Origin of the sequence: Sulfitobacter sp. NFXS29, assembly GCF_040148765.1 — a bacterium.
In the GTDB taxonomy this organism is placed as follows: Bacteria; Pseudomonadota; Alphaproteobacteria; order Rhodobacterales; family Rhodobacteraceae; genus Sulfitobacter.
In genome coordinates this window covers 208,005-230,608 of sequence record NZ_JAGDED010000004.1, presented here as the reverse complement: position 1 = coordinate 230,608, position 22,604 = coordinate 208,005, and the positions used below count along the sequence as shown (strand labels likewise).

The following is a 22,604-nucleotide window of genomic DNA, read 5'->3' as shown; positions in this document are numbered from 1 at the left end:
AATGCTTCCTATGATCCGCCTTTTTGCTGCCGCCGTGGCGCTGGTGCTGACACTCCAGCCTGCCGCCGCCTTCGACACCCGCGCCACTGCCGCCTATGTGCTGGACCAGACCACCGGCACCGTGCTGCTGGCCAAAAACGCGGATGAGCCGTTGCCGCCTGCGTCGATGTCCAAACTGATGACGCTCTACATGGCCTTTGAGGCTGTGGAACGCGGCAAGCAGAACGGCGGGCTCGACCTTGTCGAAAAACTGCCCGTGTCGGAACATGCCATGTCCTATGGCGGCTCGACCATGTTTCTCGACACCACCGACCGCGTCTCTGTCGAAGACCTGATCCGGGGCATCATCGTGCTCTCGGGCAACGACGCCTCTGCCGTGATCGCCGAAGCGCTGAGCCCCGATGGCACGGAATACGGCTTTGCCCGGCTGATGACACAGCGCGCGCAGCAGATGGGGATGACCAATTCCACCTTCGCCAACTCCAACGGCTGGCCGCAGGCGGGGCATCTGATGTCGGTGCGTGACCTTGGGTTGCTGGCCAACCGGATCATCTCGGACTACCCGCAGTTCTACCCGCTCTTTGCCGAACGTGAGTTTGCCTTTGATGGCCGTGCGCCGCAGAACAAGACCAACCGCAACCCGCTTTTGGGTCTCGGCATCGGCGCGGACGGTCTGAAGACGGGCCACACCAGCGAAGCGGGCTATGGTCTCGTCGGTTCGGCCAAACAGGGCGACCGCCGGGTGATCTTTGTGCTGTCGGGTCTCGACAGCGCCGCCGCCCGCGCGCAGGAGGCTGAATCGGTGGTCAACTGGGCCTTCCGTCAGTTCACACAGCGCGATCTGGGCGCGGCGGGCAGCCGCATCGCCGAGGCGCCTGTGGCCCTTGGCACGACCCAATCGGTCGGGCTCGAGCTGAAGGACGATCTGTCGATGCTGGTGCCCGTCACCGGCGGGGATGAGATTGAAGCCGAGGTGATCTATACCGGCCCGTTCCAAGCGCCGATCAGCAAGGGTGACGAATTGGGTGAACTGGTGGTCGACCGGGGCGAATTGCCCGCCATGCGCGTCCCGCTGGTGGCCTCCGCCTCCATCGCGCCGGGGGGGTTCATGGTTAAAATGACCGCCGCCGCGCTGCATCTGATGAACCGCCTTAACGCGGGGCCGCAGGCGGCCCCTGACGCGGAAGCGGAAGCTTCGTGACCAGCGCAGAGAAGGCCCGCGCGCCGGGCCTCTTCGTAACATTCGAAGGCATCGACGGGTCTGGCAAATCCACCCAAGCGCGGCGTTTGGCAGACCATCTGACAGCGCAGGGCCACGACGTGGTACTGACCCGCGAACCGGGCGGCAGCCCGGGGGCCGAGGAAATCCGCGCGCTGGTGTTGCAAGGCGATCCCGACCGCTGGTCGGCGCAGACCGAAATCCTGCTTTTTACCGCCGCCCGCCGCGACCATCTGGAGCGGACCATTCGCCCGGCGCTGGACGCCGGAAAAGTGGTGATCTGCGACCGTTTCGCTGACAGCACGCGGATGTATCAGGGCCTGTCGCGCGGTGATCTGCGGCAGATGGTGGACGATCTGCATACGCTGATGATCGGCGTCGAGCCTGACCTGACCCTGCTGATCGACATGGACCCGGCCAATGGTCTGCAACGCGCCTTGTCACGCCAGACAGCCGAAGAACGGTTCGAGGATTTCGGCGTCGAGCTTCAGGCCAAGATGCGCGCGGGCTTTCTGAGCCTTGCCGAAGAATTCAGCGACCGTTTCCAAGTGATCGACGGGGGCCGCGACATGGACAGCGTGGCCCGTGACGTGACCGCGACCGTGACCGCCCACTTGGGCTGATCGCCCTGCCCGCTTCCCTCTGCGGCGAAACATGCTAGACCGAGACCATGACAGACGACGCCCCCCAGCCAGACCGTGTGGAAGGTGCCCGCCACCCGCGCGACACGCCGAAACTGATCGGCCAAAGCGCGGCCGAGGTCGCCTTTCTCGACGCCTTTAACAGTGGCAAGTTGCACCACGCTTGGATGCTGACCGGCCCACGCGGCGTCGGCAAAGCGACGTTGGCATGGCGCATCGCGCGGTTCCTTTTGGCCACGCCCGACCCGGATGGCGGCATGTTCGACCTGCCCCCGGCCGACACGCTTGAGATCGACCCTGAGCATCCTGTCGCCCGCCGCGTGGCCGCCGGGGCCGAAGCGGGGCTGAAATCCGTCACCCGCACGCTGAACCCCGACACCAAGAAGATGCGCAAGCAGATCGTCGTCGATGACATCCGCGCGTTAAACGGGTTCTTCCAGATGTCCGCCGCCGACGGGGGCCGCCGCGTCGTCATCATTGACGACGCGGATGAGATGAACCCCAACGCCGCCAATGCCTTGCTCAAGATGCTGGAAGAACCGCCAGAGCGGGCCATTCTGCTGCTGCTGAGCCATCAACCCTCCAGCCTGCTGCCCACCATTCGCTCGCGCTGCCGTACCCTTCGGCTTGGCACGCTCGACGCGGACCAGATGGCCGAGGCGCTTGCCGGCTCGGGCGTGGAGGTCGAAGGTGACCCCGGAGCGCTGGCCGAGCTTTCCGGCGGGTCGGTCGGCGGCGCGCTGCGCCTGTCGCTGATGGGCGGGGTCAAGACCTATGCCGATCTCGTCGGGCTGATCTCGTCGCTGCCGCAACTCGACCGGGGCCGCGCCATCAAACTGGCCGAAGCCGCCGCTCAGCGCGGGGCCGAGGCCAAGCTCGACCTGCTCTTCACCCTGCTCGACCTGCTTCTGGTTCGTCTGGCACGCACCGGGGCCACCGGTGCGCCGCCTGCGCGAGCCGCCTGCCCCGATGAGATCGAAGTGCTGCAACGCCTCTCGCCCAGCCCCGCACAGGGCCGCGCTTGGGCCGATGCCGCGCAACAGATATCCGACCGCGCCCGCCACGGGCTGGCGGTGAACCTTGACCCTGCCGCGCTGGTCCTAGATACCCTGCGGCAGATAGGCCAGACGGCGCCGCGATAGCCGAAAGGACAGCATGACCGACACGCCCCACATCACCGACAGCCATTGCCACCTCGACTTCGAGAGCCTGCAAGAAGACCTGCCCGCCGTCATCGCCCGCGCCTCAGAGGCGGGCGTCACGCGCATGGTCACCATCTGCACCCGGCTAAAGAATGAGCCCGCCGTGCGCGCCATTGCCGAGGCGCATGATCCGGTGTTCTACGCCGCGGGCACCCACCCGATGTCCGCCGCCGAAGAGCCGCTCACCTCGGTCGATGAGTTGCTCGCCCTCACCCGCCACCCCAAGATGATCGGCATCGGTGAGACCGGCCTTGATTACCACTACACCGCCGAGAGTGCGGAGGTGCAAAAGACCTCTCTGCGCATCCATATCGCGGCGGCGCGGGAAAGTGGCCTGCCGTTGATCATCCACGCCCGCGATGCGGATGACGACATGGCCCGCATCCTGCGTGAGGAACATGCGCAAGGTGCCTATAGCTGCGTCATGCATTGCTTCTCTTCCTCGGCTGAACTGGCCCGCGCGGCGCTGGACCTCGGATTTTACCTATCGATGTCCGGCATCACCGCTTTTCCCAAATCGCAGGATCTGCGCGATATTTTCAGCCAAGCCCCGCTCGACCGTATCCTTGTGGAAACCGACGCGCCCTACCTCGCGCCGCCCCCGCATCGGGGCAAGCCGAATGAGCCGGCCTTCACCGCCCATACCGCCCGCCGGGCGGCAGAGACATTCGGCCTCGACTACGCCGACTTCGCGGCCCGTACGCAGGAGAATTTCGAGCGGCTCTTTGCGAAAGCCGCCGCTTGGGAGCCCGCGCGCTGATGGCTGAGCTGCGGGTGACCATATTGGGCAGCGGCTCTTCCGGGGGCGTGCCGCGGATCGGCGGCCACTGGGGGGACTGCGACCCGAATGAGCCCAAAAACGCCCGCCGCCGCTGCTCGATCCTTGTGGAGCGGGTGACGGATGCAGGCACCACCACCGTGCTGATCGACACCTCCCCCGACATGCGCAGCCAACTTCTCGACGCGGGCGTCGGACGGCTTGATGCGGTGATCTACACCCACGCCCATGCGGACCACGTGCACGGGCTGGATGACCTGCGCATGGTGGTGATGAACATGCGCGCGCGGCTGCCGGTCTGGGCCGATGCGCCCACGCGGGACGCGCTGATTGAGCGCTTTGGCTATGCCTTCGTGCAGCCCGAATGGTCGAGTTATCCGCCCATCCTCGACATGCATGACATCACCGGCGAGGTCCGCATCGACGGGCCGGGCGGCACGCTGAAATTCACACCCTTCACCGTGACCCACGGCAATATCGACGCGCTTGGCTTTCGCTTTGACGATATCGTCTATTTGCCCGATGTCTCGGACATTCCCGAGGCCTGCTGGCCGATGATGGTCAACCTGCGCTGCTGGATCGTCGATGCGCTGCGCCGTGACCCGCATCCGACCCATAGCCATTTGGCACAGACGCTGGAGTGGATCGCCCGCGTGGCGCCACAAACCGCCGTGCTCACCAATATGCACAACGATCTTGATTACCACACCATCGCCGCAGAGACGCCGGATCATATTCAACCGGCCTATGACGGGCTGACCCTTCATTTCCCCCTTCCTCATTCAGACTAGGCGTCGCCGGGCGCGGGCCAGAGGGTCGGCGCCCCCGGCGAGCCCCCAAAAGGCCCCTTTTAAGTGCAAACTCTTTTAGACGTTATTCTGCCGGTCTTTCTGGTCATCGGCTTTGGTTACGTGGCCGTCTGGCGCGGGCTGTTCCCCGTCTCTGGCATCGACGGGGTGATGAAATTCACCCAGAACTTCGCCATCCCCTGCCTGTTGTTCCAAGCCATTGCCCGCATAGACCTTTCCAGCAGCTATGACCCGCGTCTTCTGAGCAGTTTCTACGGCGGGGCGGCGCTGTGCTTTGCACTTGGCATCCTCGGCGCGCGGGTGCTCTTTCGCCGCGATTGGGAGGACAGTGTGGCGATCGGGTTTTGTTGCCTGTTTTCGAACTCGATCCTCTTGGGCCTGCCGATCACCGAGCGCGCCTACGGGCCCGAGGCGCTGGCCGGGAACTATGCGATCCTGTCGTTCCACGCGCCCTTTTGCTACGGCCTGGGCATCACGGTGATGGAATTCGTGCGCAACCGCGGGCAATCGGGCCTGTCGCTGTTGCGCAATGTCAGCCGCGCGATGTTCCGCAACGCGCTGGTGATCGCGATCCTTGGCGGATTTGCCGTCAACCTCAGCGGCTTGCCGATCCCCGGCGTGGTGGATGACGCGCTGTCGCTCATTGTCCGCGCCGCCCTGCCTGCCGCCCTCTTTGCACTTGGCGGGGTGCTGCTGCAATACAAGCCCGAAGGCGACATGAAAGCGATCCTCATGGTCTGCGCCATCGCCCTCTTGGTACATCCCGCGCTGGTCTGGAGCTTTGGCACCATGTTTGACCTGCCGCAGGCGGGATTTCGGTCCGGCGTGCTGACGGCGGCCATGGCACCGGGGTTCAACGCCTATATTTTCGCCAATATGTACGGCCGCGCGCGCCGTGTCGCCGCAAGCTCGGTGCTGATCGCGACGGGCAGTTCGATCTTGACGGTATGGCTTTGGTTGACGGTTCTGGGTTGAACGGAAGCGTCCGCGAAAAGCCTGCAATATCCGTCATTTAGGGGGGAAAGTGGTGCGGGTGAAGGGACTCGAACCCCCACGCCATAGGCGCCAGAACCTAAATCTGGTGCGTCTACCAATTCCGCCACACCCGCACTGCACCAACCGGTGCCCGCGCTGATTAGCAAACCCGCGCGGCAGATGCGAGAGCAAAAAAGCACAAGACATTAACCAGATGTTTGCATATGGTTGGGGATACCTGAGGCAGGTACAATAGAAAGAGACGCCCATGAAACCGAATACGGTCGGGTGCGTAGGCGACAACGATCGCCATGGGGGGCAGTTTTCCCCATTTGCTGCGCTGGACACCGGTCTTGTGCAGGGCGCCCTTATTCTGACGCTGGACGGTGAAATCCCGGTTGAGTTCCTCTCGGTCGGGGATCGGGTCATCACGCGCGACAGTGGCTTTGCCAAAATCCTTCATATTCAACGCACGACCCGCAAGGTGCGGCGCATCGCGCTGGCGGCAGGTTCGCTGGGCCACACGCGGCCCGAACGCGATGTGCAACTCGCCGGGGATCAGATGCTGCTGGTGCGTGATTGGCGCGCGCGGGCGCTTTTCAACTCCGAACGCGCATTGGTCGCAGCGCGCGCATTGGTCGACGAGGAATTCATCACCGATCTGGGTGAGGAAGAGACGACGTTGATCCAGATTTTCTGCAACGGCCCGCATATCATCTATGCCGATGGGCTGGAGCTTGGCACCGCCGATGCCGCCCGCGCCCGCGGCGCGGTGCTGCACGCCGCTTAGACCCCCAAGTCGCGCAACACCTGTGGCATCAGGTCCGGCAGATCCTCTGCGATCAGCCCCGGCCCGTGCAGCAACGCCGCCTGCGCATGCATCCATGTGGCGAGGGTGGCCGCCTCTACCGGTGTGATCCCCCGCGCGAGCAGGCCGGTAATAAGCCCCGCCAACACATCGCCCGCCCCCGCAGTGGCCAACCACGGCGTCGCGCGGTCTTGGGTCGCATGGTGACGCCGCAGATCCCCCTCTGGCGTGGCGATGATCGTCTCGGGCCCTTTCAGCAAGATCACGCACCCAAATCGCGCGGCTGCATCCCGGGCGGCCTGCGCTTTGGCGCCCTGCCCCGCAGCCTTGGCGGCCTCCGCCAAATCGGGGGCCAGCCGGGCGAACTCTCCCATATGGGGGGTTAAAACACAGCCGGGGTGAAGGGCGGCGCGCAGATCAACGTCTTGCGACAGCAGGGTGATCGCATCGGCGTCCAGTACAACTTGGGGCGCGGCAAGGGCGGCCTTGACCATTTCCGCCGCACGCGCCCCCAATCCCAAGGCAGGACCAAGACAAAGCGCGTTGATCCGGCTGTCTTTCAACGCCTCCGACAACGCCGCCCCATCCGGCACCCTTTGCAGCATGATCGCCGTGACCTGCATCGCCGTTTCAAGCTGCGCCGCTGGCGGCACGCCCAATGTCACAGCCCCGGCGCCGATCCTCAGTGCCGCGCGCGCCGCCATCCGTGCGGCACCCGTCTGGCCCGGCCCGCCGGACAGGATCAGCGCATGGCCGTGGTCGTATTTATGCCCCGGTTGTTTGCGCAACAGTGCAACATCAAGACTCTCGCGGGTGATCTCGGAAATGGTCATGCACAGGGATTTAGCAACTGCCGCCCAAAGGTACAGCCTGAGACCGATTCACGAATGCTTATTTTTTAGGCGAGGTGCGCAAATTCTCAGCGCCCCTGGGCAAATGCATCCGCCGCGCCATGTTACCCCCTGCCCGGCGCTGGACGTTACGCGGGCGGGATGCTCTGTCGAAACCAGAGCATAAATGCGCGGGAATTGTCAGGGGAATACCATGAAAAAGATCGAAGCCATCATCAAGCCGTTCAAACTCGACGAAGTCAAAGAAGCCCTTCAAGATGTGGGCGTTCAAGGCCTCAGCGTGATTGAAGTCAAAGGCTTCGGCCGTCAAAAAGGCCATACCGAACTCTACCGTGGTGCGGAATATGTTGTAGATTTCCTTCCCAAAGTGAAGGTGGAAGTGGTATTGGATGACGATCAGGTCGATGCCGCTATTGAGGCCATCGTCGACGCCGCCAAAACGGAGAAAATCGGTGACGGCAAAATCTTCGTTTCCCCTGTAGAACAGACAATTCGCATCCGTACCGGAGAATCCGGCTCAGACGCTCTTTGACATCGGCCTTCGGGCCCAGACTACGAATAGACCATAAAGGACCTACACGATGGATACCCAGGAATTCCTGAGCAAAATCAAAGATGAAGGCATCGAATATGTCGACATCCGCTTCACTGACACCCGCGGCGCCTTGCAGCACGTTACCATCGTGAGCGATCTGGTCGACGAAGATTTCCTCGAAGAAGGCTTCATGTTCGACGGCTCCTCCATCGCAGGTTGGAAAAGCATCGAAGCTTCCGACATGAAGCTGATGCCCGACGTCAGCACCGCCTATGTCGACCCCTTCTATGCAGAAACCACGATTTGCCTGCATTGCTCCATCGCCGAGCCCGACACCGGCGAAAGCTATGAGCGTGACCCCCGCGGCACCGCCGAAAAAGCCGAAGCCTATCTGCGCTCCTCCGGCATCGGCGACAATGCCTACTTTGGCCCCGAGGCCGAGTTCTTCCTTTTCGACAACGTCAAGTTCTCGAACCAGATCAACAAGGTCTCTTACGAAGTTGACGCATCCGACGGCTCGTGGAACTCCGACACCGACTATGAGATGGGCAACATGGGCCACCGCCCGGGCCTCAAGGGCGGCTACTTCCCGGTGAACCCGGTGGACGAAGCCCAAGACCTGCGCGCCGAGATGCTGTCGACGATGAAGCGCCTTGGCATGAAGGTCGACAAGCACCACCACGAGGTTGCGTCCTGCCAGCACGAGCTTGGTCTGATCTTTGGTGAGCTGACCAAACAGGCGGACGAGATCCAGAAGTACAAATACGTTGTTCACAACGTGGCCCATGCCTATGGCAAGTCGGCGACCTTCATGCCCAAGCCGATCTTTGGCGACAACGGCTCTGGCATGCACGTTAACATGTCGATTTGGAAAGACGGCAAGCCGCTGTTTGCGGGCGACAAATATGCTGACCTGAGCCAAGAAGCCCTGTGGTTCATCGGCGGCATCCTGAGCCACGCCAAATCGCTGAACGCCTTCACCAACCCGACGACCAACAGCTACAAGCGTTTGATCCCCGGTTTCGAAGCCCCCGTTCTGCGCGCCTATTCCGCGCGTAACCGTTCGGGCTGCGTGCGTATCCCATGGACCGAAAGCCCCAAAGCCAAGCGCGTTGAGGCCCGTTTCCCCGATCCGGCGGCGAACCCTTATCTGGCATTCGCGGCCCTGCTCATGGCTGGCCTTGACGGCATCAAGAACAAGATCGACCCGGGCGAGGCGATGGACAAGAACCTCTATGACCTGCCCGCAGAAGAGCTGGCGGACATCCCGACAGTGGCCGGTTCGCTGCGCGAAGCGCTGGACGAACTGTCCAAGGACATGGATTACCTGCTGGCCGGTGACGTGTTCACCCGCGACCAGATCGAAGGCTATATCGGGCTGAAGATGGAAGAGGTTCTGAAATTCGAACAGACCCCACACCCCGTCGAATTCGGCATGTACTACAGCTGCTGATCCATCCCCGCCCTGCCGGGCGATTGGAGAAATTAGAAAGGGCGCGGTTCATTCCGCGCCCTTTTGCATGACACCCCCCGGAACAGAGCCTGCCGTGCCGCGTTGGCTTGGCAGAGCAGCGAGAGAGGGGTGCGCATCATGGCCGAGGATTCAACGGCGCTGACGGATGTTGTTGACGAGCTGAAAGACGCCTCCCAGGGGAAAGACACCGTTGAAGTCGGCCAGTTGATCGACGCGCTAGACCAACGGGGCTACGGCCCTGCTCTTGCTGTCATTCCGCTGATGGAGCTTACCCCCTTGGGCGGCATTCCCGGTTTCCCAACCGTTCTGGCGCTGTTGGTGGGCATCCTCGCGTTGCGGCTGCTGCTCGGCTATGAGCATTTTTGGGCCCCGAACTGGCTGCGCGAACGATCTCTGAGATCCGAAAAGGTGTTAAAGTCGGTTGAGTGGCTGCGGCCCGTGTCCGAATGGATCGACGACAAGTTGCATGCCCGGCTGTCCCGCTTTGCGGGCCCTACCGGTCAAAAGGTCGCTTGTATCGTTATCCTTTGCCTCTGCTTCGCCGTCCCGCCGTTAGAGGTGGTGCCCTTTGCCACTTCGGCACCGATGATCGTGATTTCGATCTTCGGGCTGGCGCTGCTCTATCGTGACGGCCTGCTGATGTTGCTGGCCTTCATCGGGGCGGGCATTGCGGGATTTACGGGCGCGTCCTATTTTCTGGGCGCCTGACCGCAGCCCGCCCCACCATCGCCATAAAAGAGCCACAGGACCTAAGCAGTCTTTAACGAGACCCTGCAAAGGAAGCAGATAAGATGGCGATTTCCACCACGACCTTCAACGAGCGGCTGACCCGCATTGAACAGCGCGCAAAACGCGCAGACGGCAAGCACCGTCGCGCCAAACGCAGCCGAATGGGGCTGATTTTACTGGTAACCCTCGGTCTGCTTATGGGCGGGGCGAGTTTTGCCCAAGATAGCGCCCCACAGGTCAATGCCTGGACAAGCACTGCGATCGAATATGTCCGCGCCCTGCTGCCACGCTGAGGGTCAAAGATTTTACCTTTCCTTCACCAACTGAGTTGAACCGTTGTCCAGACGGGCTAACCTCTGATCGGCACACAGACGCAGAGGGTCAAACTCATGTTCAAATCACTTTTCACCACCACCGCGGCCATCTGCACCTTTGTGGCCGCGCCCGCATTGGCAGCCCAATGCGGCAATACGGGCAATGGCTTTGAGGCCTGGAAAGGCGCTTTCTCCCAAGAGGCCCGCGCCGCCGGAGTAGGCCAGCGCGGACTGGATGCCTTGGCCAGCGCCCGCTACGCCAATGGGACCATCGCCGCTGACCGGAACCAGAAATCCTTCAAATATTCCCTATCCAAGTTCATGCAGGTGCGTGGCGCGGATACGATCGTAGCCCAAGGCCGCAAGCGCAAAGCCCGCAACGCGGGGCTCTATAATGCGCTTGAGCAGCGCTATGGCGTGCCTGCGGGGGTTTTGCTGGCGATCCACGGGATGGAAACGGGCTTTGGCGGTTTCATGGGCAATAGCGCGGTCGTCTCGGCGATCACCACGCTGGCCTATGATTGCCGCCGCTCCGACTTTTTCGTGCCCCATGCCATCGGTGCCCTGAAGCTGGTGGACCGCGGCGCGATCACGCCCAACACACAAGGCGCGAAACACGGTGAGCTTGGCCACACGCAATTCCTGCCCGGCAACGCGCTGACCTATGGTGTTGATGGTAACGGTGACGGCCGCGTGGATTTCTATAACGAAGTCGACGCGCTGGCTTCGACCGCCAATTTCCTGCGCCAGAAAGGCTGGCAGCCGGGGGCTGGCTATCAGGAAGGGCAGCCGAACTTCCGCGTCATTCAGGCGTGGAACGCGGCGGGCGTCTATCAAAAGGCCATCGCCATCATGGCCAGCCGCATCGACGGCTAAGGCCACTTAACCTTTGTTAAGCCGCGGCGCGTCCCCTTGGGGCGTGCCGCTTGCGTTTGTGACCTCGGCGGACCTCAGAGCCCGTTTAATTCACTCAGGCCAACGGGTTCCATACAATCTTTTGGCCCGACGGGGGAACCGCCCGCAGCGTCAGTCGTTGGACTGTAGATAAGATAATTGCTGCAGACGAATGGAGGGACCCATGCACGGAATTTTCTACCTCATCGGCCTGATCGTGGTCGTTCTCGCGATCCTGAATCTCGTATTTTAAAGGAGGTCACCATGCCCGACGACAAAAACACACAGACCCAAAGCGCCGCCGCGAAAGAGCAGGCGACCGCTGCAAAAGACAAAGCTGCCGCTGCCGCCAGCAGCGCTGCCGAGAGCGCCAAGGCACAGGCACGGGACGTGGCCGACACCGTGTCTGCCGAAGCCACCAACTATGCCTACCAAGCGCGTGACACCGCCGCCGATGAAGTCAAAGGCGTCGCATCCGCACTGCGCACCGCAGCCGATGAGCTGCGCAGCGGCTCCCCGCAGGAGCGCAGCTTTAGCCAACTCGCCGATGGCCTTGCCGATGTCTCCGACACGATGCGCGACAAAGACCTCGGCGAAATGATGGGCGACCTCAATGGCTTTGCCAAGCGTAACCCGCTGGTCTTCCTTGGTGGCGCGGCCCTTCTGGGCTTTGTGGCGACCCGCTTTGCCAAAGCCTCCAGCGACCGGCCTCAGGGCGGTTATGGCGGCAGCGGCGTCGAATATGACGACGACGACCGCCTCGACCGACCCATGCCCGGCACGCCGCCTACAGGTGCTGCAAGCACCGTGCCCGGCCGCACCGCCGCACAGCCGACCCCGCAGCCTGCCGCGCCCAACGTCGTAACAGGAGAGAAAGCATGACCACCGAAAGAAATAAATCCGCCGGGAGCCTGCTGACCGAAGCACTCTCCCACGTGAGTTCGCTGATGCGCAAAGAGGTCGATCTGGCCCGCGCCGAGGTGAACGAGAACCTGAAACATGCGGGCGTGGCCATTGGCCTGATCGTCGGCGCCGTGGTCGTGGCCCTTACTGCGCTGAACGTGCTGAGCGCCGCCCTCGTCGCTGCCCTGACCGAAGCTGGCATCGCCGCTGGCTGGTCCGCCGTGATCGTCGGCGTTCTTCTGGCCATCGTCGCTTATGTGATGGTCCAGAAAGGCACAAATGATCTGAAACTCAACAGCCTTGCGCCGACCCGCACCGCCAAAAACGTCAAGCGTGACGCAGCAACCATGAAGGAGGTCTACGATGACAAATGACTCCAGAAATCCCGAAGAAATTGAACGCGAAATCGAACGGGAGCGCGCCGGTCTGGCCGACACGCTGGACGATTTGCAAGACCGCTTCTCGGTTGAAGGCATCGCGCGCCAGTTTTCTGACCAGTTCCGCGAACATGGCGGCGACTGGGGTCGCTCCATCTCTGACGCTGCCAAGCGCAACCCGGTTGCTCTGGCGCTGACGGGTGCTGGACTGGCGTGGATGATGTTCGGCAGCGGCAACAGCCGTGACCGCCGGGGCTACGAAGGGCTCGATCGCGACCGCGCACATCCCGTGCCGGTGCCGGTGACCAACACCGAAAACCGTCCCGCCGTGCGTGACGCAGGCCGCTCCTCCGCCCCCGCAAGCGCCTATGCTTCCAGCTATGGCTCCGAGCGTGGCGCAGGCGACAGCGTGCCCGCATGGGCCCGTGACGTACACCATGATGACGATGACAGCCGTGGCTTGGGTGATCGTGCCCGCTCTGCCGCTGGTAGCGTGAAGGGGGCCGCAGGCTCCGCCGCGAGTGGTGTGTCCGGTGCCGCAGGCTCCGCCGCCGGTAGCGTCAAAGGCGCTGCAAGCTCGGCTGCTGGTCGTGCCCGCTCGGCCGGGTCATCGGTTGCCAGCGGTGCCCGCTATGCCCGTGACCGCGCGTCTTATGGTGCAAGCTCTGCCGTCGACAGCATCCGCAACACCGCCAGCGGCGCCGCCCATAGCGTGCGTGACAGCGCCAATGCCGCCAACGAGCGTGCCCATGTGCTGCGCGACCGTCTGTCGGAAGGCACCGAGAACATGACCGCCGAAGCGCGTGAGCGCATCGTGATGGCCCGTGCTCGTGCCGTGGATGCATGGAATGCCGGTGGCCGCTATGCCCGTCAGGGCGGTGAGCGTGCCTCGGACATGTTCGAAGAGCATCCGATGGTCGCCGGTGCCTTGGCCCTCGCCGTGGGTGCCGCCATCGGTGCCGCCCTGCCCCGTAGCCGCACCGAAGACGCCTATATGGGCGAGCACAGCGATGCGCTCTTTAACGAAGCCGAGCGTATCTATGCGGAAGAGCGTGACAAGCTGGGCAAAGTTGCCAAGGCCGCATCGGATGAGGCAGGCAAAGTCTTGAAAGAGACGAAAGCCAACGCCGATGCCGCAGCCGACGAAGAGACCGCCGCCGACGCCGCCGTGAAAAAGGCGAAGGAAAGCGGTCAGCGCGTTGCTGATGCTGCCAAAAGCGAAGCCGACAAGCAAAAACTCGGCGACGTGAAGAGCTAAGCGATACCAGTGCCCGCCCCCGGTATTCGGGGGCGGGCCTTTCTACGACATTAATTGCAAGTCAGAGGTACGATTATGGCGCGCGGACGTGAAGCGGAAACGCCGATGGAGATACCGGCCCCCGGATGGAAGGACATCCTGTTTCGGGTCAAGGATGAAATCGCCGCCGATCACGTGTCGCTCGTCGCCGCCGGTGTCGCCTTTTATGCGCTGCTGGCGATCTTTCCCGCTGTCACCGCGCTGATGGCGCTGGCCGGGCTGGTGATGGAGCCTGCTCAGGTCACCGCCCAGCTTGAAGCGCTCACCAACCTCATTCCCAAAGAAGCTGCCACCATCATTCTCGATCAAGCCGTTGCTGTGACCGGGTCGGAAGAGACGGGACTTGGCTGGGCCTTTCTCATCGGTCTGGGCCTCGCGCTCTATTCTGCCTCCAAGGGCGTTGGCAGCCTGATGGAAGGTCTTAACGTAGCCTATGATGAGGATGAAACCCGTGGTTTCGTTAAGAAACTGATCTGGACACTGGGCCTCACCATGATGCTGATCGGTGTGCTGCTTTTGGGTCTTGCCGCGACGCTGGCGGTGCCTGCGGTGGTGGCCTTCCTCGCCCTGCCGGATTGGGTTGAGACTTTGCTCACCTATGGCAGTTGGGTATTGCTGGCCGCGCTCACAACGCTCGCGCTGGCCGTGCTTTACCGCTATGGCCCCGCGCGCGATGACGCAGAGTGGAAATGGCTCACCCCCGGCTCCGTCATTGCCTGCATCCTGTGGATCGTCGCCTCTATCGGTTTTTCGATCTATGTCAGCAACTTCGGCAGCTATAACGAGAGTTTCGGCAGCATGGCCGGGGCGATCATCCTGCTGATGTGGCTGTGGATCTCGGCCTTCATCGTGCTCTTGGGGGCCGAATTCAATTCCGAAATGGAAGCCCAGACCCGTAAGGACAGCACCACCGGCCCAGAAGAGCCGATGGGCCAGCGCGACGCGGTCAAGGCCGACAGGCTGGGCCGCGCCAAGGGTAAATAGGAGGGGGGCCAATGGCACCGCGCGCACTCTGGAAAGGTCAGCTTCGCCTCTCGCTGGTGTCGATCCCGGTCGAGATATTCTCGGCCACTAAGACCAGTTCCAAAGTCTCCTTCCGGCAAATCCACAAACCCTCGGGCAAGCGGGTTCGCTATGAGAAATCCGTGCCCGGTATCGGGCCGGTCAAGGCCGAGGATATAGTCAAAGGCTATGAGGTCGGCAGTGACGAATATATCCTGCTTGACCCCGACGAGGTGGATGAGATCAAGCTCGAGACGAAAAAGACCTTTGAATTGGTGCAATTCGTCGACGCCTGCGAAATCTCTCCGCTCTATTTTGACAAACCCTATTACATCACCGCCTCCGATGATCTGGCCCAAGATGCCTACCGCGTGGTGCGCGACGCGCTGCGCCAAGCGGGCAAGGTGGGCTTGGGGCAGGTCACCATGCGCGGCAAGGAATATCTGGCCTGCGTCAAACCCTGTGGCGACGGGCTGTTGATGGAGACGCTGCACTACGCCGATGAGCTGCGTGAGGCAGATCAGATTTTCACCGATATCGAGGATGAGAAGACCGACAAAGACCTGCTCGATGTGGCGACATCGCTGATCGACAAGAAAACAGCCCCCTTCGACGCCTCCGCCTATACCGACAAATATGCCGAGGCGATGCAAAAGCTTTTGGATGCGAAGGTGAAGAACAAGAAAACCCCGCGCGTGCAAACCGGGGATGACGGCCCTACCGAGGGCGAGAATGTCATCGACCTGATGGGCGCTTTGAAAGAGAGCCTCAAGGAAGCGGGCGGTAAATCCAGCGCCAAGAAGAAGGCGCCGCGCAAAAAGGCCTCGTGATGGCCAAATCTCCCGACAAGCTTGCCAACTATAACGCCAAGCGCGATTTCGAGGCGACAGCCGAACCCCGTGGCCAGATCGGCAGCGGCGCGGGCCAAAGCTTCGTTGTCCAAAAACATGATGCCACCCGCCTGCACTATGACTTTCGCCTTGAATGGGAAGGGGTGCTGCTGAGTTGGGCTGTCACCAAAGGCCCCTCCCCCGACCCATCCGAAAAGCGTCTCGCCGTGCGGACAGAGGATCACCCGCTTGACTACGGCGGGTTCGAAGGGACGATCCCAAAGGGGCAATATGGCGGCGGCACGGTGATGCTCTGGGACCGGGGCACATGGATGCCGCAGGGCGATGTCGCCAAGGGGTTGAAGGACGGCAAGCTCAAATTCACGCTGCAAGGCCAACAGATGCAGGGCGGTTGGACATTGGTGCGGATGCGGGGCCAGGAAAAGCGCGAGAACTGGCTGCTGATCAAGGAACGCGACGACTATGCCCGCGATGTGCCGGACGGGCTGACCAAGGGCGCCGCCCGGTCGATCACCACAGGCCGCACCATGGCGGAAATCGCCAAGGACGCCCCCGCGAGAGATGTCGCGGACCCACAGCCCAAACGCAGGGGCAAGAACCCCGGTTTCGTCAAACCACAGCTTGCCACCCTCGTGTCCGACGCGCCCGAGGGTGAGGATTGGATGCATGAGACGAAATTCGACGGCTACCGCTGTCTGGTCTCTCTCGGCAAGGGCGGTGCGCGGCTCTTTACCCGCTCAGGCAAGGATTGGACCGACAAATTCAACGGGCTTGGCCAAGCCTTTGATCCGCTGCCCTGCGATCGCGCCTTGCTGGACGGAGAGGTCATGGCGGCCAAGATCAACGGCTCTGCGTTTTCATCGCTGCAAAAGGCGCTGAAAGAGGGGCATCCGCTGGTCTTTTACGCTTTCGACTTGCTGTCGCTTGATGGCGATGACTTTCGGGGTGAGGCGCAAAAAGACCGCCGCGCCCGTTTGGCAAAGTTGCTTTCCGGCGTGCCAGCGGGCGGGCCATTGCGGCTGAGCGAACATGTCGTCGGTCACGGCCCCGAAGTCTTTGACCGCGCGTGCAAAGCCGGGGCCGAGGGGATCATCAGCAAACGTATCGACGCGCCCTACTCCGGCAGGCGCAGCAAGAATTGGCTCAAGGTCAAATGCACCCGGCGGCAGGAATTCGTCATCATCGGCTATTCCCCCTCTGACAAAAAGGGCCGCGCCTTCGCCTCGCTCCTGTTGGGCAGTCATGAGGGCGGCGCATTGCGCTATAAAGGCCGTGTCGGCACGGGGTTTTCCGAAGCAGTGATGGCCGATCTTGCCCGTGCCATGACCGCCCGCAAAACACCGCCCGCCAGCGACGTGCCAGCCGAGGTTGCGCGGGATGCCAAATGGGTCCGCGCCGATCTGGTGGCCGAGGTCGACTTTACCGAGTTCACCGCCGATGGCGTGATCCGCCACGGCAGTTTTCTGGGCCTGCGTCAGGACAAGGACGCCGTTCAAGTGACATTGGAGGAACCGCAGGAGGAGCCGAAGATGGGCGATGACAGCAAAATCGGCGGCGTGCAGATCAGCAACGCCGACCGCAAGGTCTTCCCCGATGCCGGTTGCACCAAGGGTGACGTGGCGCGGCATTACGCGCGTGTCGGCCCGCGCATGATTGAGCTCATGGGCCATCGCCCTCTGTCGCTGTTCCGCTGCCCCTCGGGGATCGACGGGCAATGTTTCTTTCAAAAACACGACAGTGGCGGGATGCTTGATGCACTGTCGCGGGTGTCGATTGAGCAAAGCGATGGCGATGCGGCGGATTATCTCTATGCCACGCGGCCCGAAAGCCTGATCGCGGCGGCGCAGATGGGCAGTTTGGAATATCACATCTGGGGCGCGCGGGTCGACCGGTTGGACCGCCCCGACCGGCTGGTCTTTGACCTTGACCCCGATGAGGGGCTGGACTGGCCCGATGTCCGCGCGGCAGCCTTTGAGCTGCGCGACGCGCTGGCGGCTCTGGGCCTGCAATCGGGTGCCATCGTCACCGGCGGCAAGGGCGTGCACGTCTGGCTGGCCTTACGCCGAACACGCGGCTGGGAGACGGTCAAGCTGTTCTCCAAGACCTTTGCCCATGTCATGGCCGCGCAGAACCCTGATCGCTATGTTGCGACCATGTCCAAGGCCAAGCGCAAGGGCCGCATTTTCATCGATTGGCTGCGCAACGACCGTGGGTCTACGGCCATCGCGCCCTATTCCCTGCGCGCGCGCACCGGTGCGCCGGTTGCCGTGCCGGTGACATGGGAGGAATTGGAAAACCTCGACAGCGCCAACGGGTTTCGCATGGGCGATATCGCCGCGCGGCTGGATCGGCCCTGCCCCGCGCTGGCGGTGCAAGACGATCTGCAATCGCTGACCGATGGGGTGATCGAGAAACTGCAGGCTTGGTCTGAAACCTAGCGGACGTTTTTAACGCACGGGAACGGGGCAACACCGTGCCTCGGGCGAGATTGGCCGCGGATGCCCGCGGCCAATGAGGTTACTGGCCGAGCGCTTGCCCCAGATCAGCACCAAGGTCTTCGACATCCTCAATCCCGACCGAGAGCCGCAGCAGCCCTTCGGGGATCCCGGTGTGCGGCTCAATCGTGTGGCGATGCTCGACAAGGCTTTCCACACCGCCGAGCGACGTGGCGCGGTGGAAAAGCTGCAACCGCCCTGCCGCTTTCAGCGCTGCTCCCGCCCCGCCCTTGACGACAAAGGACAACAGCCCGCCATAGCCCCCGCTCATCTGCTGCGCAGCAAGGGCGTGGCCGGGATGATCCGGCAGGCCGGGATACATCACCTGTTCGACCTGCGGGTGATCCGCCAGAAACTCCGCCAATGTCATGGCATTGCGGGACATCTCGCGCATTCTGAGCGGCAGGGTACGCATGCCGCGCGCCAGCAACCACGCCTCCATCGGGCCGATCACCGCGCCTGCCTCGTTCCGGTCATCGTGGATCATCTGCCAGCGCGGCGCGCCCGCGTCATTGGTGGCAAGCGAGCCGGCCAAAACATCCGAATGGCCGTTGATCCCCTTGGTGGCCGAATGCATCACGATATCCGCGCCATGCTCCAGCGGGTGGCTCAGCACGGGCGAAGCCGCCGTGCTATCGACCACCAGCGTCGCGCCCACCTCATGCGCGGCGGCGGCGGCCCCGGCGATATCGGTGATCCGCAGCCATGGGTTCGAAGGGGTCTCGATCAAACACAGGTCAGGCTTTTCGGCCCTGCAAAGTGCTGCAAAGGCATCAAGATCGCTGGCGTCCACCTCATGCAGCGCAATCTGCCGACGGGTGCAGAAATCGCGGATCCATTTCGTCGTGCCCCAGTAAATCTGGCTTTGCACCACCACGCTCGCGCCATTGGGCACGGTCCGGAAGACCGCCGCGATGGCCGCCATGCCCGAGGGGAAAATCAGCGTCTCTTCTGCCCCTTCGAGCGCATTCAGAATACGCTCTGCCACGCGGGTGTTTTCATTGTGCGAGCGCAGATAGACGTTGTCGGGGTTGACCAGATCGTAGTTCTCATCGCGCAGATAGGTGGTGGCAAATTGCACCGGCGGCACCACCCCGCCCGAAGCTGGATCGACGGCCCCGGCGGCTTGGGCCGCGATGGTGGCAGGGTGCAGGTTTGGTTTCGGGGGCTGGGCCAAGATGTGTCTCCGACAGGTGTTTCGCTCAAGTCGTATACAAAGCAACAAGGCGGGGCAAATGCGATCACGCAGAATGCTTTCCCGTCACGCTTGGGTGAGCGTGCCGCCTCGCCCCTTGATCAGACCGCTGAACATGTCACCTTTACGGCAAGCAAATTGGAGAGCCACATGGCCATCGAACGCATTACCTTCCCCGGCCCGGATGGCACGGAACTGGCCGCCCGGCTGGACATGCCCGAAGGGCCGCATTTGGCGACCGCGCTGTTTGCGCATTGCTTTACCTGTGGCAAGGACATCCCCGCCGCGCGGCGTATCGCCGGGCGGTTGGCGGCGATGGGCATCGCCGTGCTGCGGTTTGATTTTACCGGGCTGGGCCATTCGGGCGGTGAGTTTGAGAACACGTCTTTTTCCTCCAACGTCGACGACTTGATCTCTGCCTGCAGCTATCTATCGAGCCGCGATATGGCGCCTGCGCTGCTGATCGGTCATTCTCTGGGCGGAGCGGCGGTGCTGAAAGCCGCGGCGCAACTGGCCGATGTCAAAGCCGTCGCCACCCTCGGCGCGCCCTTCGATCCGGCCCATGTCACCCATAATTTCGCCGAAAGTCTGCCCGAGATTTCGGCCAAGGGCAGTGCCGAGGTCAATCTTGGTGGGCGGCCCTTCACCATCAGTCAGGGCTTTATCGACGATGTGCAGGGCGCCACCCTCGGCCCCGATATCGCCAGGCTAAAGGCCGCGCTGCTGGTGCTCCACGCCCCGCGCGATGAGATCGTGAGCATCGACAACGCGGGCCAGATTTTCTTGGCCGCGAAACATCCCAAAAGCTTTGTTACGCTGGACGATGCCGATCACCTGATCACCCGCGCGGACGATGCCGAATATGCGGCAGAGATCATCGCCACATGGGCGGATCGCTATATGACGCTGAAATCCCCCGCCCCGCCCCCCGGCGCGCCCGAAGGGATCGTGCGCGTGACCGAAGCCGACGCCGATGGGTTCTTGCAAGACGTGAACGCAGGCCCCCACCACCACGCGCTGGCGGATGAACCACTGGCCTATGGCGGCACCAATCGCGGCATGTCGCCCTATGGGTTTTTGTCTGCGGGCTTGGGTGCTTGCACGTCGATGACGATCCGCATGTATGCCCGGCGCAAGGGCTGGCCGCTGATGGGCGTGAGCGTCGATGTTTGCCACGACAAAGTCCATGCGCAGGATGCGGGCACCGGGGCCGCGGAGAAGATAGACACGTGGCGGCGGCGTATCCGGCTGGAGGGGGATTTGAGCAAGGAGCAGCGGCAGCGGTTGTTGGAGATCGCGGATAAATGCCCGGTGCACCGGACGTTAGAGAGGAGTTCGACGGTACTAACCGAACTCCTCTAGGTACGGTGACTTTACCACCCCAGCCCGGAATCAAGCCGCAGGCGCCGGGCCATCGCCTGCCCGCCCGTCACGCCAAAGGCGTGCCGATATACACTGGCGCACCTTTGGTGCGACCGGGTAGGCGATTTGGTGAGGCTGAGTGCGCGTCTAGGAGGTCACCCCAAGGCTGCCCCATTAAGTGGCACGCGGCCACCTGAGCATCGCCACCCCACGGGCAGACACTGGCCCTCACCACCTCACACTTGTCCTTAACCCCAAGTCAGTCTATGCCGCCCCTGACCCATCCCCTGTCCTAAAAAGGTGCGCGCATGATCCCCCGCTACTCCCGTCCCGATATGGTTGCCGTTTGGTCGCCGGAAACGAAATTCCGCATCTGGTTCGAGATCGAGGCCCACGCCTGCGACGCGATGGCCGATCTGGGTACGATCCCGCGCGAGAATGCCGACGCCGTGTGGAAAGCTAAGGACGTGGAATTTGACGTGGCGCGCATTGATGAGATCGAAGCCGTCACCAAACATGACGTTATCGCCTTTCTCACACACCTCGCCGAACACGTCGGCAGCGACGAGGCCCGCTTTGTGCATCAGGGTATGACCTCTTCGGATGTGCTCGACACCTGCTTCAACGTGCAGCTCGTCCGCGCTTCTGATCTGCTGCTCGTCGGTCTAGACAAGCTGTTGGAAGCGCTGAAGAAACGCGCGCTGGAGCATAAAGACACCGTGCGCGTGGGCCGCAGCCACGGCATCCACGCCGAGCCGACAACCATGGGCCTGACCTTTGCCCGCTTCTACGCCGAGATGGACCGCAACCGCGCCCGCCTTGTCGCCGCACGAGAGGAAATCGCCACCGGCGCGATCTCGGGCGCTGTCGGCACTTTCGCCAATATCGACCCGCGCGTCGAGGAGCATGTCTGCGAGAAACTGGGCCTCAACCCCGAGCCGATCTCGACCCAAGTCATCCCGCGCGACCGTCACGCGATGTTCTTTGCCACGCTCGGCGTTATCGCCAGCAGCATCGAAAACGTGGCGATTGAAATCCGCCACATGCAGCGCACCGAGGTGCTGGAAGGCGCGGAATTCTTCTCGATGGGGCAAAAAGGCTCCTCGGCCATGCCGCATAAAAAGAACCCCGTGCTGACCGAGAACCTCACCGGGCTTGCCCGTCTGGTGCGCATGGCCGTGGTTCCGGCGATGGAGAACGTGGCGCTTTGGCACGAACGCGACATCTCGCATTCCTCGGTCGAGCGTGGCATCGGCCCTGACGCGACTGTCACGCTGGACTTTGCCCTGCACCGTCTGGCTGGTGTAATCGACAAAATGCTCGTCTTCCCCGAGAACATGCTGGAGAACATGAACAAATTCCCCGGTCTGGTGATGAGCCAGCGGGTACTGCTGGCCCTGACCCAGGCGGGCGTGAGCCGCGAGGATGCCTATTCCATGGTGCAGCGCAACGCGCTGAAAGTCTGGGAAGAACGTCTTGATTTCCGCGAATTGCTGCTGGCCGATAAAGAGGTCGTCGCGGCCTTGGGCGAAGACGGCGTGAACGAAAAATTCGACATGGACTATCACACCAAACATGTCGACACGATCTTCAAGCGCGTCTTCGGCGCGTGATGCGATCATCGTAATGCTTTGAGATTGGCGCGGACGGGTGTACCCTGTCTGCGCCTGTCAAAGGAGCAAACGACATGAAACTCGCACTGACACTCGGCGCCCTCATGGCGCTCACGGCCCCCTCCCTCGCCCTCGCATCGGGCTGCGTCCATGACAAACAGGTCATGACCTGCGCCGAGGGAATGAAACTCGACACCAGCAGCGGCACCTGTGTGCCAGACGCCACCGCCTGAGGTTTTCACGGGCGGCAGGGTTTCCCATTGCTGGATCAGAGGGCCGC

Annotated in this window: 23 protein-coding genes and 1 tRNA gene; 21 read left to right on the top strand and 3 right to left on the bottom strand. The window is 62.5% G+C overall.

All coding sequences use genetic code 11. The features are described 5' to 3' along the window. Nucleotides 1-10 precede the first annotated feature (10 nt). The 6 genes from J3456_RS09265 to J3456_RS09240 all read left to right on the top strand — a co-directional run bounded on the left by J3456_RS09265 (nt 11) and on the right by J3456_RS09240 (nt 5,624). Nucleotides 11-1,201: a D-alanyl-D-alanine carboxypeptidase family protein gene (locus J3456_RS09265; RefSeq protein WP_349579921.1), complete on the top strand. Its 1,191-nt coding sequence runs from the start codon at nt 11-13 to the stop codon at nt 1,199-1,201. Beyond that, nucleotides 1,198-1,842: a dTMP kinase gene (tmk, locus tag J3456_RS09260; RefSeq protein WP_349579920.1), complete on the top strand. Its 645-nt coding sequence runs from the start codon at nt 1,198-1,200 to the stop codon at nt 1,840-1,842. Before J3456_RS09265 ends, tmk begins: the two co-directional genes overlap by 4 nt. Before the next feature lie 47 nt (nt 1,843-1,889). Continuing rightward, nucleotides 1,890-3,002, top strand: coding sequence for a DNA polymerase III subunit delta' (locus tag J3456_RS09255; RefSeq protein WP_349579919.1), 1,113 nt, complete (start codon nt 1,890-1,892; stop codon nt 3,000-3,002). 13 nt (nt 3,003-3,015) lie between these two features. Beyond that, entirely contained in the window at nt 3,016-3,822 is an 807-nt protein-coding gene (locus J3456_RS09250) for a TatD family hydrolase (RefSeq protein WP_349579918.1), read from the top strand. Beyond that, on the top strand, nt 3,822-4,631 hold the full coding sequence (locus J3456_RS09245) for an MBL fold metallo-hydrolase (RefSeq protein WP_349579917.1): 810 nt from the start codon (nt 3,822-3,824) through the stop codon (nt 4,629-4,631). The genes J3456_RS09250 and J3456_RS09245 overlap by 1 nt, the downstream gene beginning before the upstream one ends. Before the next feature lie 63 nt (nt 4,632-4,694). Continuing rightward, nucleotides 4,695-5,624, top strand: a complete 930-nt coding sequence (locus tag J3456_RS09240; protein WP_067939491.1) for an AEC family transporter — start codon at nt 4,695-4,697, stop codon at nt 5,622-5,624. Nucleotides 5,625-5,674: 50 nt separating this feature from the next. Here the strand turns inward: J3456_RS09240 and J3456_RS09235 are convergent. Beyond that, nucleotides 5,675-5,758, bottom strand: a tRNA-Leu gene (locus J3456_RS09235). Between the two features lie 134 nt (nt 5,759-5,892). On the opposite strand from J3456_RS09235, the gene J3456_RS09230 reads away from it, so the two are divergent. Next, nucleotides 5,893-6,414 carry a Hint domain-containing protein gene (locus tag J3456_RS09230; protein WP_067939494.1) on the top strand — a complete coding sequence of 174 codons (522 nt, stop codon included), beginning with the start codon at nt 5,893-5,895 and terminating at the stop codon, nt 6,412-6,414. Here J3456_RS09230 and J3456_RS09225 read toward each other — a convergent pair. Continuing rightward, nucleotides 6,411-7,265, bottom strand: coding sequence for an NAD(P)H-hydrate dehydratase (locus J3456_RS09225; protein ID WP_349579915.1), 855 nt, complete (start codon nt 7,263-7,265; stop codon nt 6,411-6,413). The two genes, J3456_RS09230 and J3456_RS09225, sit on opposite strands and share 4 nt — an antisense overlap. A gap of 211 nt (nt 7,266-7,476) precedes the next feature. Here J3456_RS09225 and J3456_RS09220 point away from each other — a divergent pair, with 211 nt between their 5' ends. The 11 genes from J3456_RS09220 (at nt 7,477) to ligD (ending at nt 18,097) form a co-directional block, all read left to right on the top strand. Continuing rightward, on the top strand, nt 7,477-7,815 hold the full coding sequence (locus tag J3456_RS09220) for a P-II family nitrogen regulator (protein ID WP_067266338.1): 339 nt from the start codon (nt 7,477-7,479) through the stop codon (nt 7,813-7,815). Nucleotides 7,816-7,864: 49 nt separating this feature from the next. Next, nucleotides 7,865-9,271 (top strand): type I glutamate--ammonia ligase, encoded by a 1,407-nt coding sequence (gene glnA / locus J3456_RS09215; protein ID WP_349579914.1) that lies wholly within the window; start codon nt 7,865-7,867, stop codon nt 9,269-9,271. 138 nt (nt 9,272-9,409) lie between these two features. After that, nucleotides 9,410-10,000, top strand: a complete 591-nt coding sequence (locus tag J3456_RS09210) for an exopolysaccharide biosynthesis protein (RefSeq protein WP_349579913.1) — start codon at nt 9,410-9,412, stop codon at nt 9,998-10,000. Nucleotides 10,001-10,083: 83 nt separating this feature from the next. Then, a complete protein-coding gene (locus tag J3456_RS09205; protein ID WP_349579912.1) occupies nt 10,084-10,314 on the top strand; it encodes a hypothetical protein in 231 nt (76 codons plus the stop codon). 96 nt (nt 10,315-10,410) lie between these two features. After that, nucleotides 10,411-11,211, top strand: coding sequence for a lytic murein transglycosylase (locus J3456_RS09200; protein ID WP_349579910.1), 801 nt, complete (start codon nt 10,411-10,413; stop codon nt 11,209-11,211). A 282-nt stretch (nt 11,212-11,493) separates the two neighbouring features. Continuing rightward, complete coding sequence (locus J3456_RS09195; RefSeq protein ID WP_349579909.1) at nt 11,494-12,111, top strand: hypothetical protein; 618 nt, start codon at nt 11,494-11,496, stop codon at nt 12,109-12,111. Further along, the gene (locus J3456_RS09190) at nt 12,108-12,506 is read left to right on the top strand and encodes a phage holin family protein (RefSeq protein WP_349579907.1); all 399 of its coding nucleotides are present in this window, start codon (nt 12,108-12,110) and stop codon (nt 12,504-12,506) included. The genes J3456_RS09195 and J3456_RS09190 overlap by 4 nt, the downstream gene beginning before the upstream one ends. Continuing rightward, nucleotides 12,496-13,767: a DUF3618 domain-containing protein gene (locus J3456_RS09185; protein WP_349579905.1), complete on the top strand. Its 1,272-nt coding sequence runs from the start codon at nt 12,496-12,498 to the stop codon at nt 13,765-13,767. Before J3456_RS09190 ends, J3456_RS09185 begins: the two co-directional genes overlap by 11 nt. 75 nt (nt 13,768-13,842) lie before the next feature. Next, nucleotides 13,843-14,790: a YihY/virulence factor BrkB family protein gene (locus tag J3456_RS09180; protein WP_349579901.1), complete on the top strand. Its 948-nt coding sequence runs from the start codon at nt 13,843-13,845 to the stop codon at nt 14,788-14,790. 11 nt (nt 14,791-14,801) lie between these two features. After that, nucleotides 14,802-15,638, top strand: coding sequence for a non-homologous end joining protein Ku (gene ku, locus J3456_RS09175; protein ID WP_349579900.1), 837 nt, complete (start codon nt 14,802-14,804; stop codon nt 15,636-15,638). Further along, entirely contained in the window at nt 15,638-18,097 is a 2,460-nt protein-coding gene (gene ligD, locus J3456_RS09170) for a DNA ligase D (RefSeq protein ID WP_349579899.1), read from the top strand. Before ku ends, ligD begins: the two co-directional genes overlap by 1 nt. Before the next feature lie 79 nt (nt 18,098-18,176). Here ligD and J3456_RS09165 read toward each other — a convergent pair whose 3' ends face one another. Next, complete coding sequence (locus J3456_RS09165; RefSeq protein WP_349579897.1) at nt 18,177-19,331, bottom strand: trans-sulfuration enzyme family protein; 1,155 nt, start codon at nt 19,329-19,331, stop codon at nt 18,177-18,179. Between the two features lie 168 nt (nt 19,332-19,499). Here J3456_RS09165 and J3456_RS09160 point away from each other — a divergent pair, with 168 nt between their 5' ends. From J3456_RS09160 to J3456_RS09150, 3 genes are all read left to right on the top strand, one after another. Further along, nucleotides 19,500-20,711, top strand: a complete 1,212-nt coding sequence (locus J3456_RS09160; protein WP_349579896.1) for a bifunctional alpha/beta hydrolase/OsmC family protein — start codon at nt 19,500-19,502, stop codon at nt 20,709-20,711. Nucleotides 20,712-21,019: 308 nt separating this feature from the next. Then, nucleotides 21,020-22,324 carry an adenylosuccinate lyase gene (gene purB / locus J3456_RS09155; protein ID WP_349579895.1) on the top strand — a complete coding sequence of 435 codons (1,305 nt, stop codon included), beginning with the start codon at nt 21,020-21,022 and terminating at the stop codon, nt 22,322-22,324. A gap of 74 nt (nt 22,325-22,398) precedes the next feature. Then, a complete protein-coding gene (locus J3456_RS09150) occupies nt 22,399-22,557 on the top strand; it encodes a hypothetical protein (RefSeq protein WP_349579894.1) in 159 nt (52 codons plus the stop codon). The last annotated feature ends 47 nt before the right edge of the window (nt 22,558-22,604 follow it).

Bases quoted from the DNA above. Each gene is read 5' to 3' on its own strand.
- purB (WP_349579895.1), top strand. From the start codon at position 21,020: ATGATCCCCCGCTACTCCCGTCCCGATATGGTTGCCGTTTGGTCGCCG.
- J3456_RS09230 (WP_067939494.1), top strand. From the start codon at position 5,893: ATGAAACCGAATACGGTCGGGTGCGTAGGCGACAACGATCGCCATGGG.
- J3456_RS09210 (WP_349579913.1), top strand. From the start codon at position 9,410: ATGGCCGAGGATTCAACGGCGCTGACGGATGTTGTTGACGAGCTGAAA.
- J3456_RS09200 (WP_349579910.1), top strand. From the start codon at position 10,411: ATGTTCAAATCACTTTTCACCACCACCGCGGCCATCTGCACCTTTGTG.
- J3456_RS09160 (WP_349579896.1), top strand. From the start codon at position 19,500: ATGGCCATCGAACGCATTACCTTCCCCGGCCCGGATGGCACGGAACTG.
- J3456_RS09265 (WP_349579921.1), top strand. From the start codon at position 11: ATGATCCGCCTTTTTGCTGCCGCCGTGGCGCTGGTGCTGACACTCCAG.
- J3456_RS09185 (WP_349579905.1), top strand. From the start codon at position 12,496: ATGACAAATGACTCCAGAAATCCCGAAGAAATTGAACGCGAAATCGAA.
- J3456_RS09150 (WP_349579894.1), top strand. From the start codon at position 22,399: ATGAAACTCGCACTGACACTCGGCGCCCTCATGGCGCTCACGGCCCCC.
- J3456_RS09180 (WP_349579901.1), top strand. From the start codon at position 13,843: ATGGCGCGCGGACGTGAAGCGGAAACGCCGATGGAGATACCGGCCCCC.
- ligD (WP_349579899.1), top strand. From the start codon at position 15,638: ATGGCCAAATCTCCCGACAAGCTTGCCAACTATAACGCCAAGCGCGAT.
- J3456_RS09245 (WP_349579917.1), top strand. From the start codon at position 3,822: ATGGCTGAGCTGCGGGTGACCATATTGGGCAGCGGCTCTTCCGGGGGC.
- J3456_RS09205 (WP_349579912.1), top strand. From the start codon at position 10,084: ATGGCGATTTCCACCACGACCTTCAACGAGCGGCTGACCCGCATTGAA.
- J3456_RS09250 (WP_349579918.1), top strand. From the start codon at position 3,016: ATGACCGACACGCCCCACATCACCGACAGCCATTGCCACCTCGACTTC.
- J3456_RS09225 (WP_349579915.1), bottom strand. From the start codon at position 7,265: ATGACCATTTCCGAGATCACCCGCGAGAGTCTTGATGTTGCACTGTTG.
- J3456_RS09255 (WP_349579919.1), top strand. From the start codon at position 1,890: ATGACAGACGACGCCCCCCAGCCAGACCGTGTGGAAGGTGCCCGCCAC.
- J3456_RS09190 (WP_349579907.1), top strand. From the start codon at position 12,108: ATGACCACCGAAAGAAATAAATCCGCCGGGAGCCTGCTGACCGAAGCA.
- J3456_RS09220 (WP_067266338.1), top strand. From the start codon at position 7,477: ATGAAAAAGATCGAAGCCATCATCAAGCCGTTCAAACTCGACGAAGTC.
- glnA (WP_349579914.1), top strand. From the start codon at position 7,865: ATGGATACCCAGGAATTCCTGAGCAAAATCAAAGATGAAGGCATCGAA.
- J3456_RS09195 (WP_349579909.1), top strand. From the start codon at position 11,494: ATGCCCGACGACAAAAACACACAGACCCAAAGCGCCGCCGCGAAAGAG.
- ku (WP_349579900.1), top strand. From the start codon at position 14,802: ATGGCACCGCGCGCACTCTGGAAAGGTCAGCTTCGCCTCTCGCTGGTG.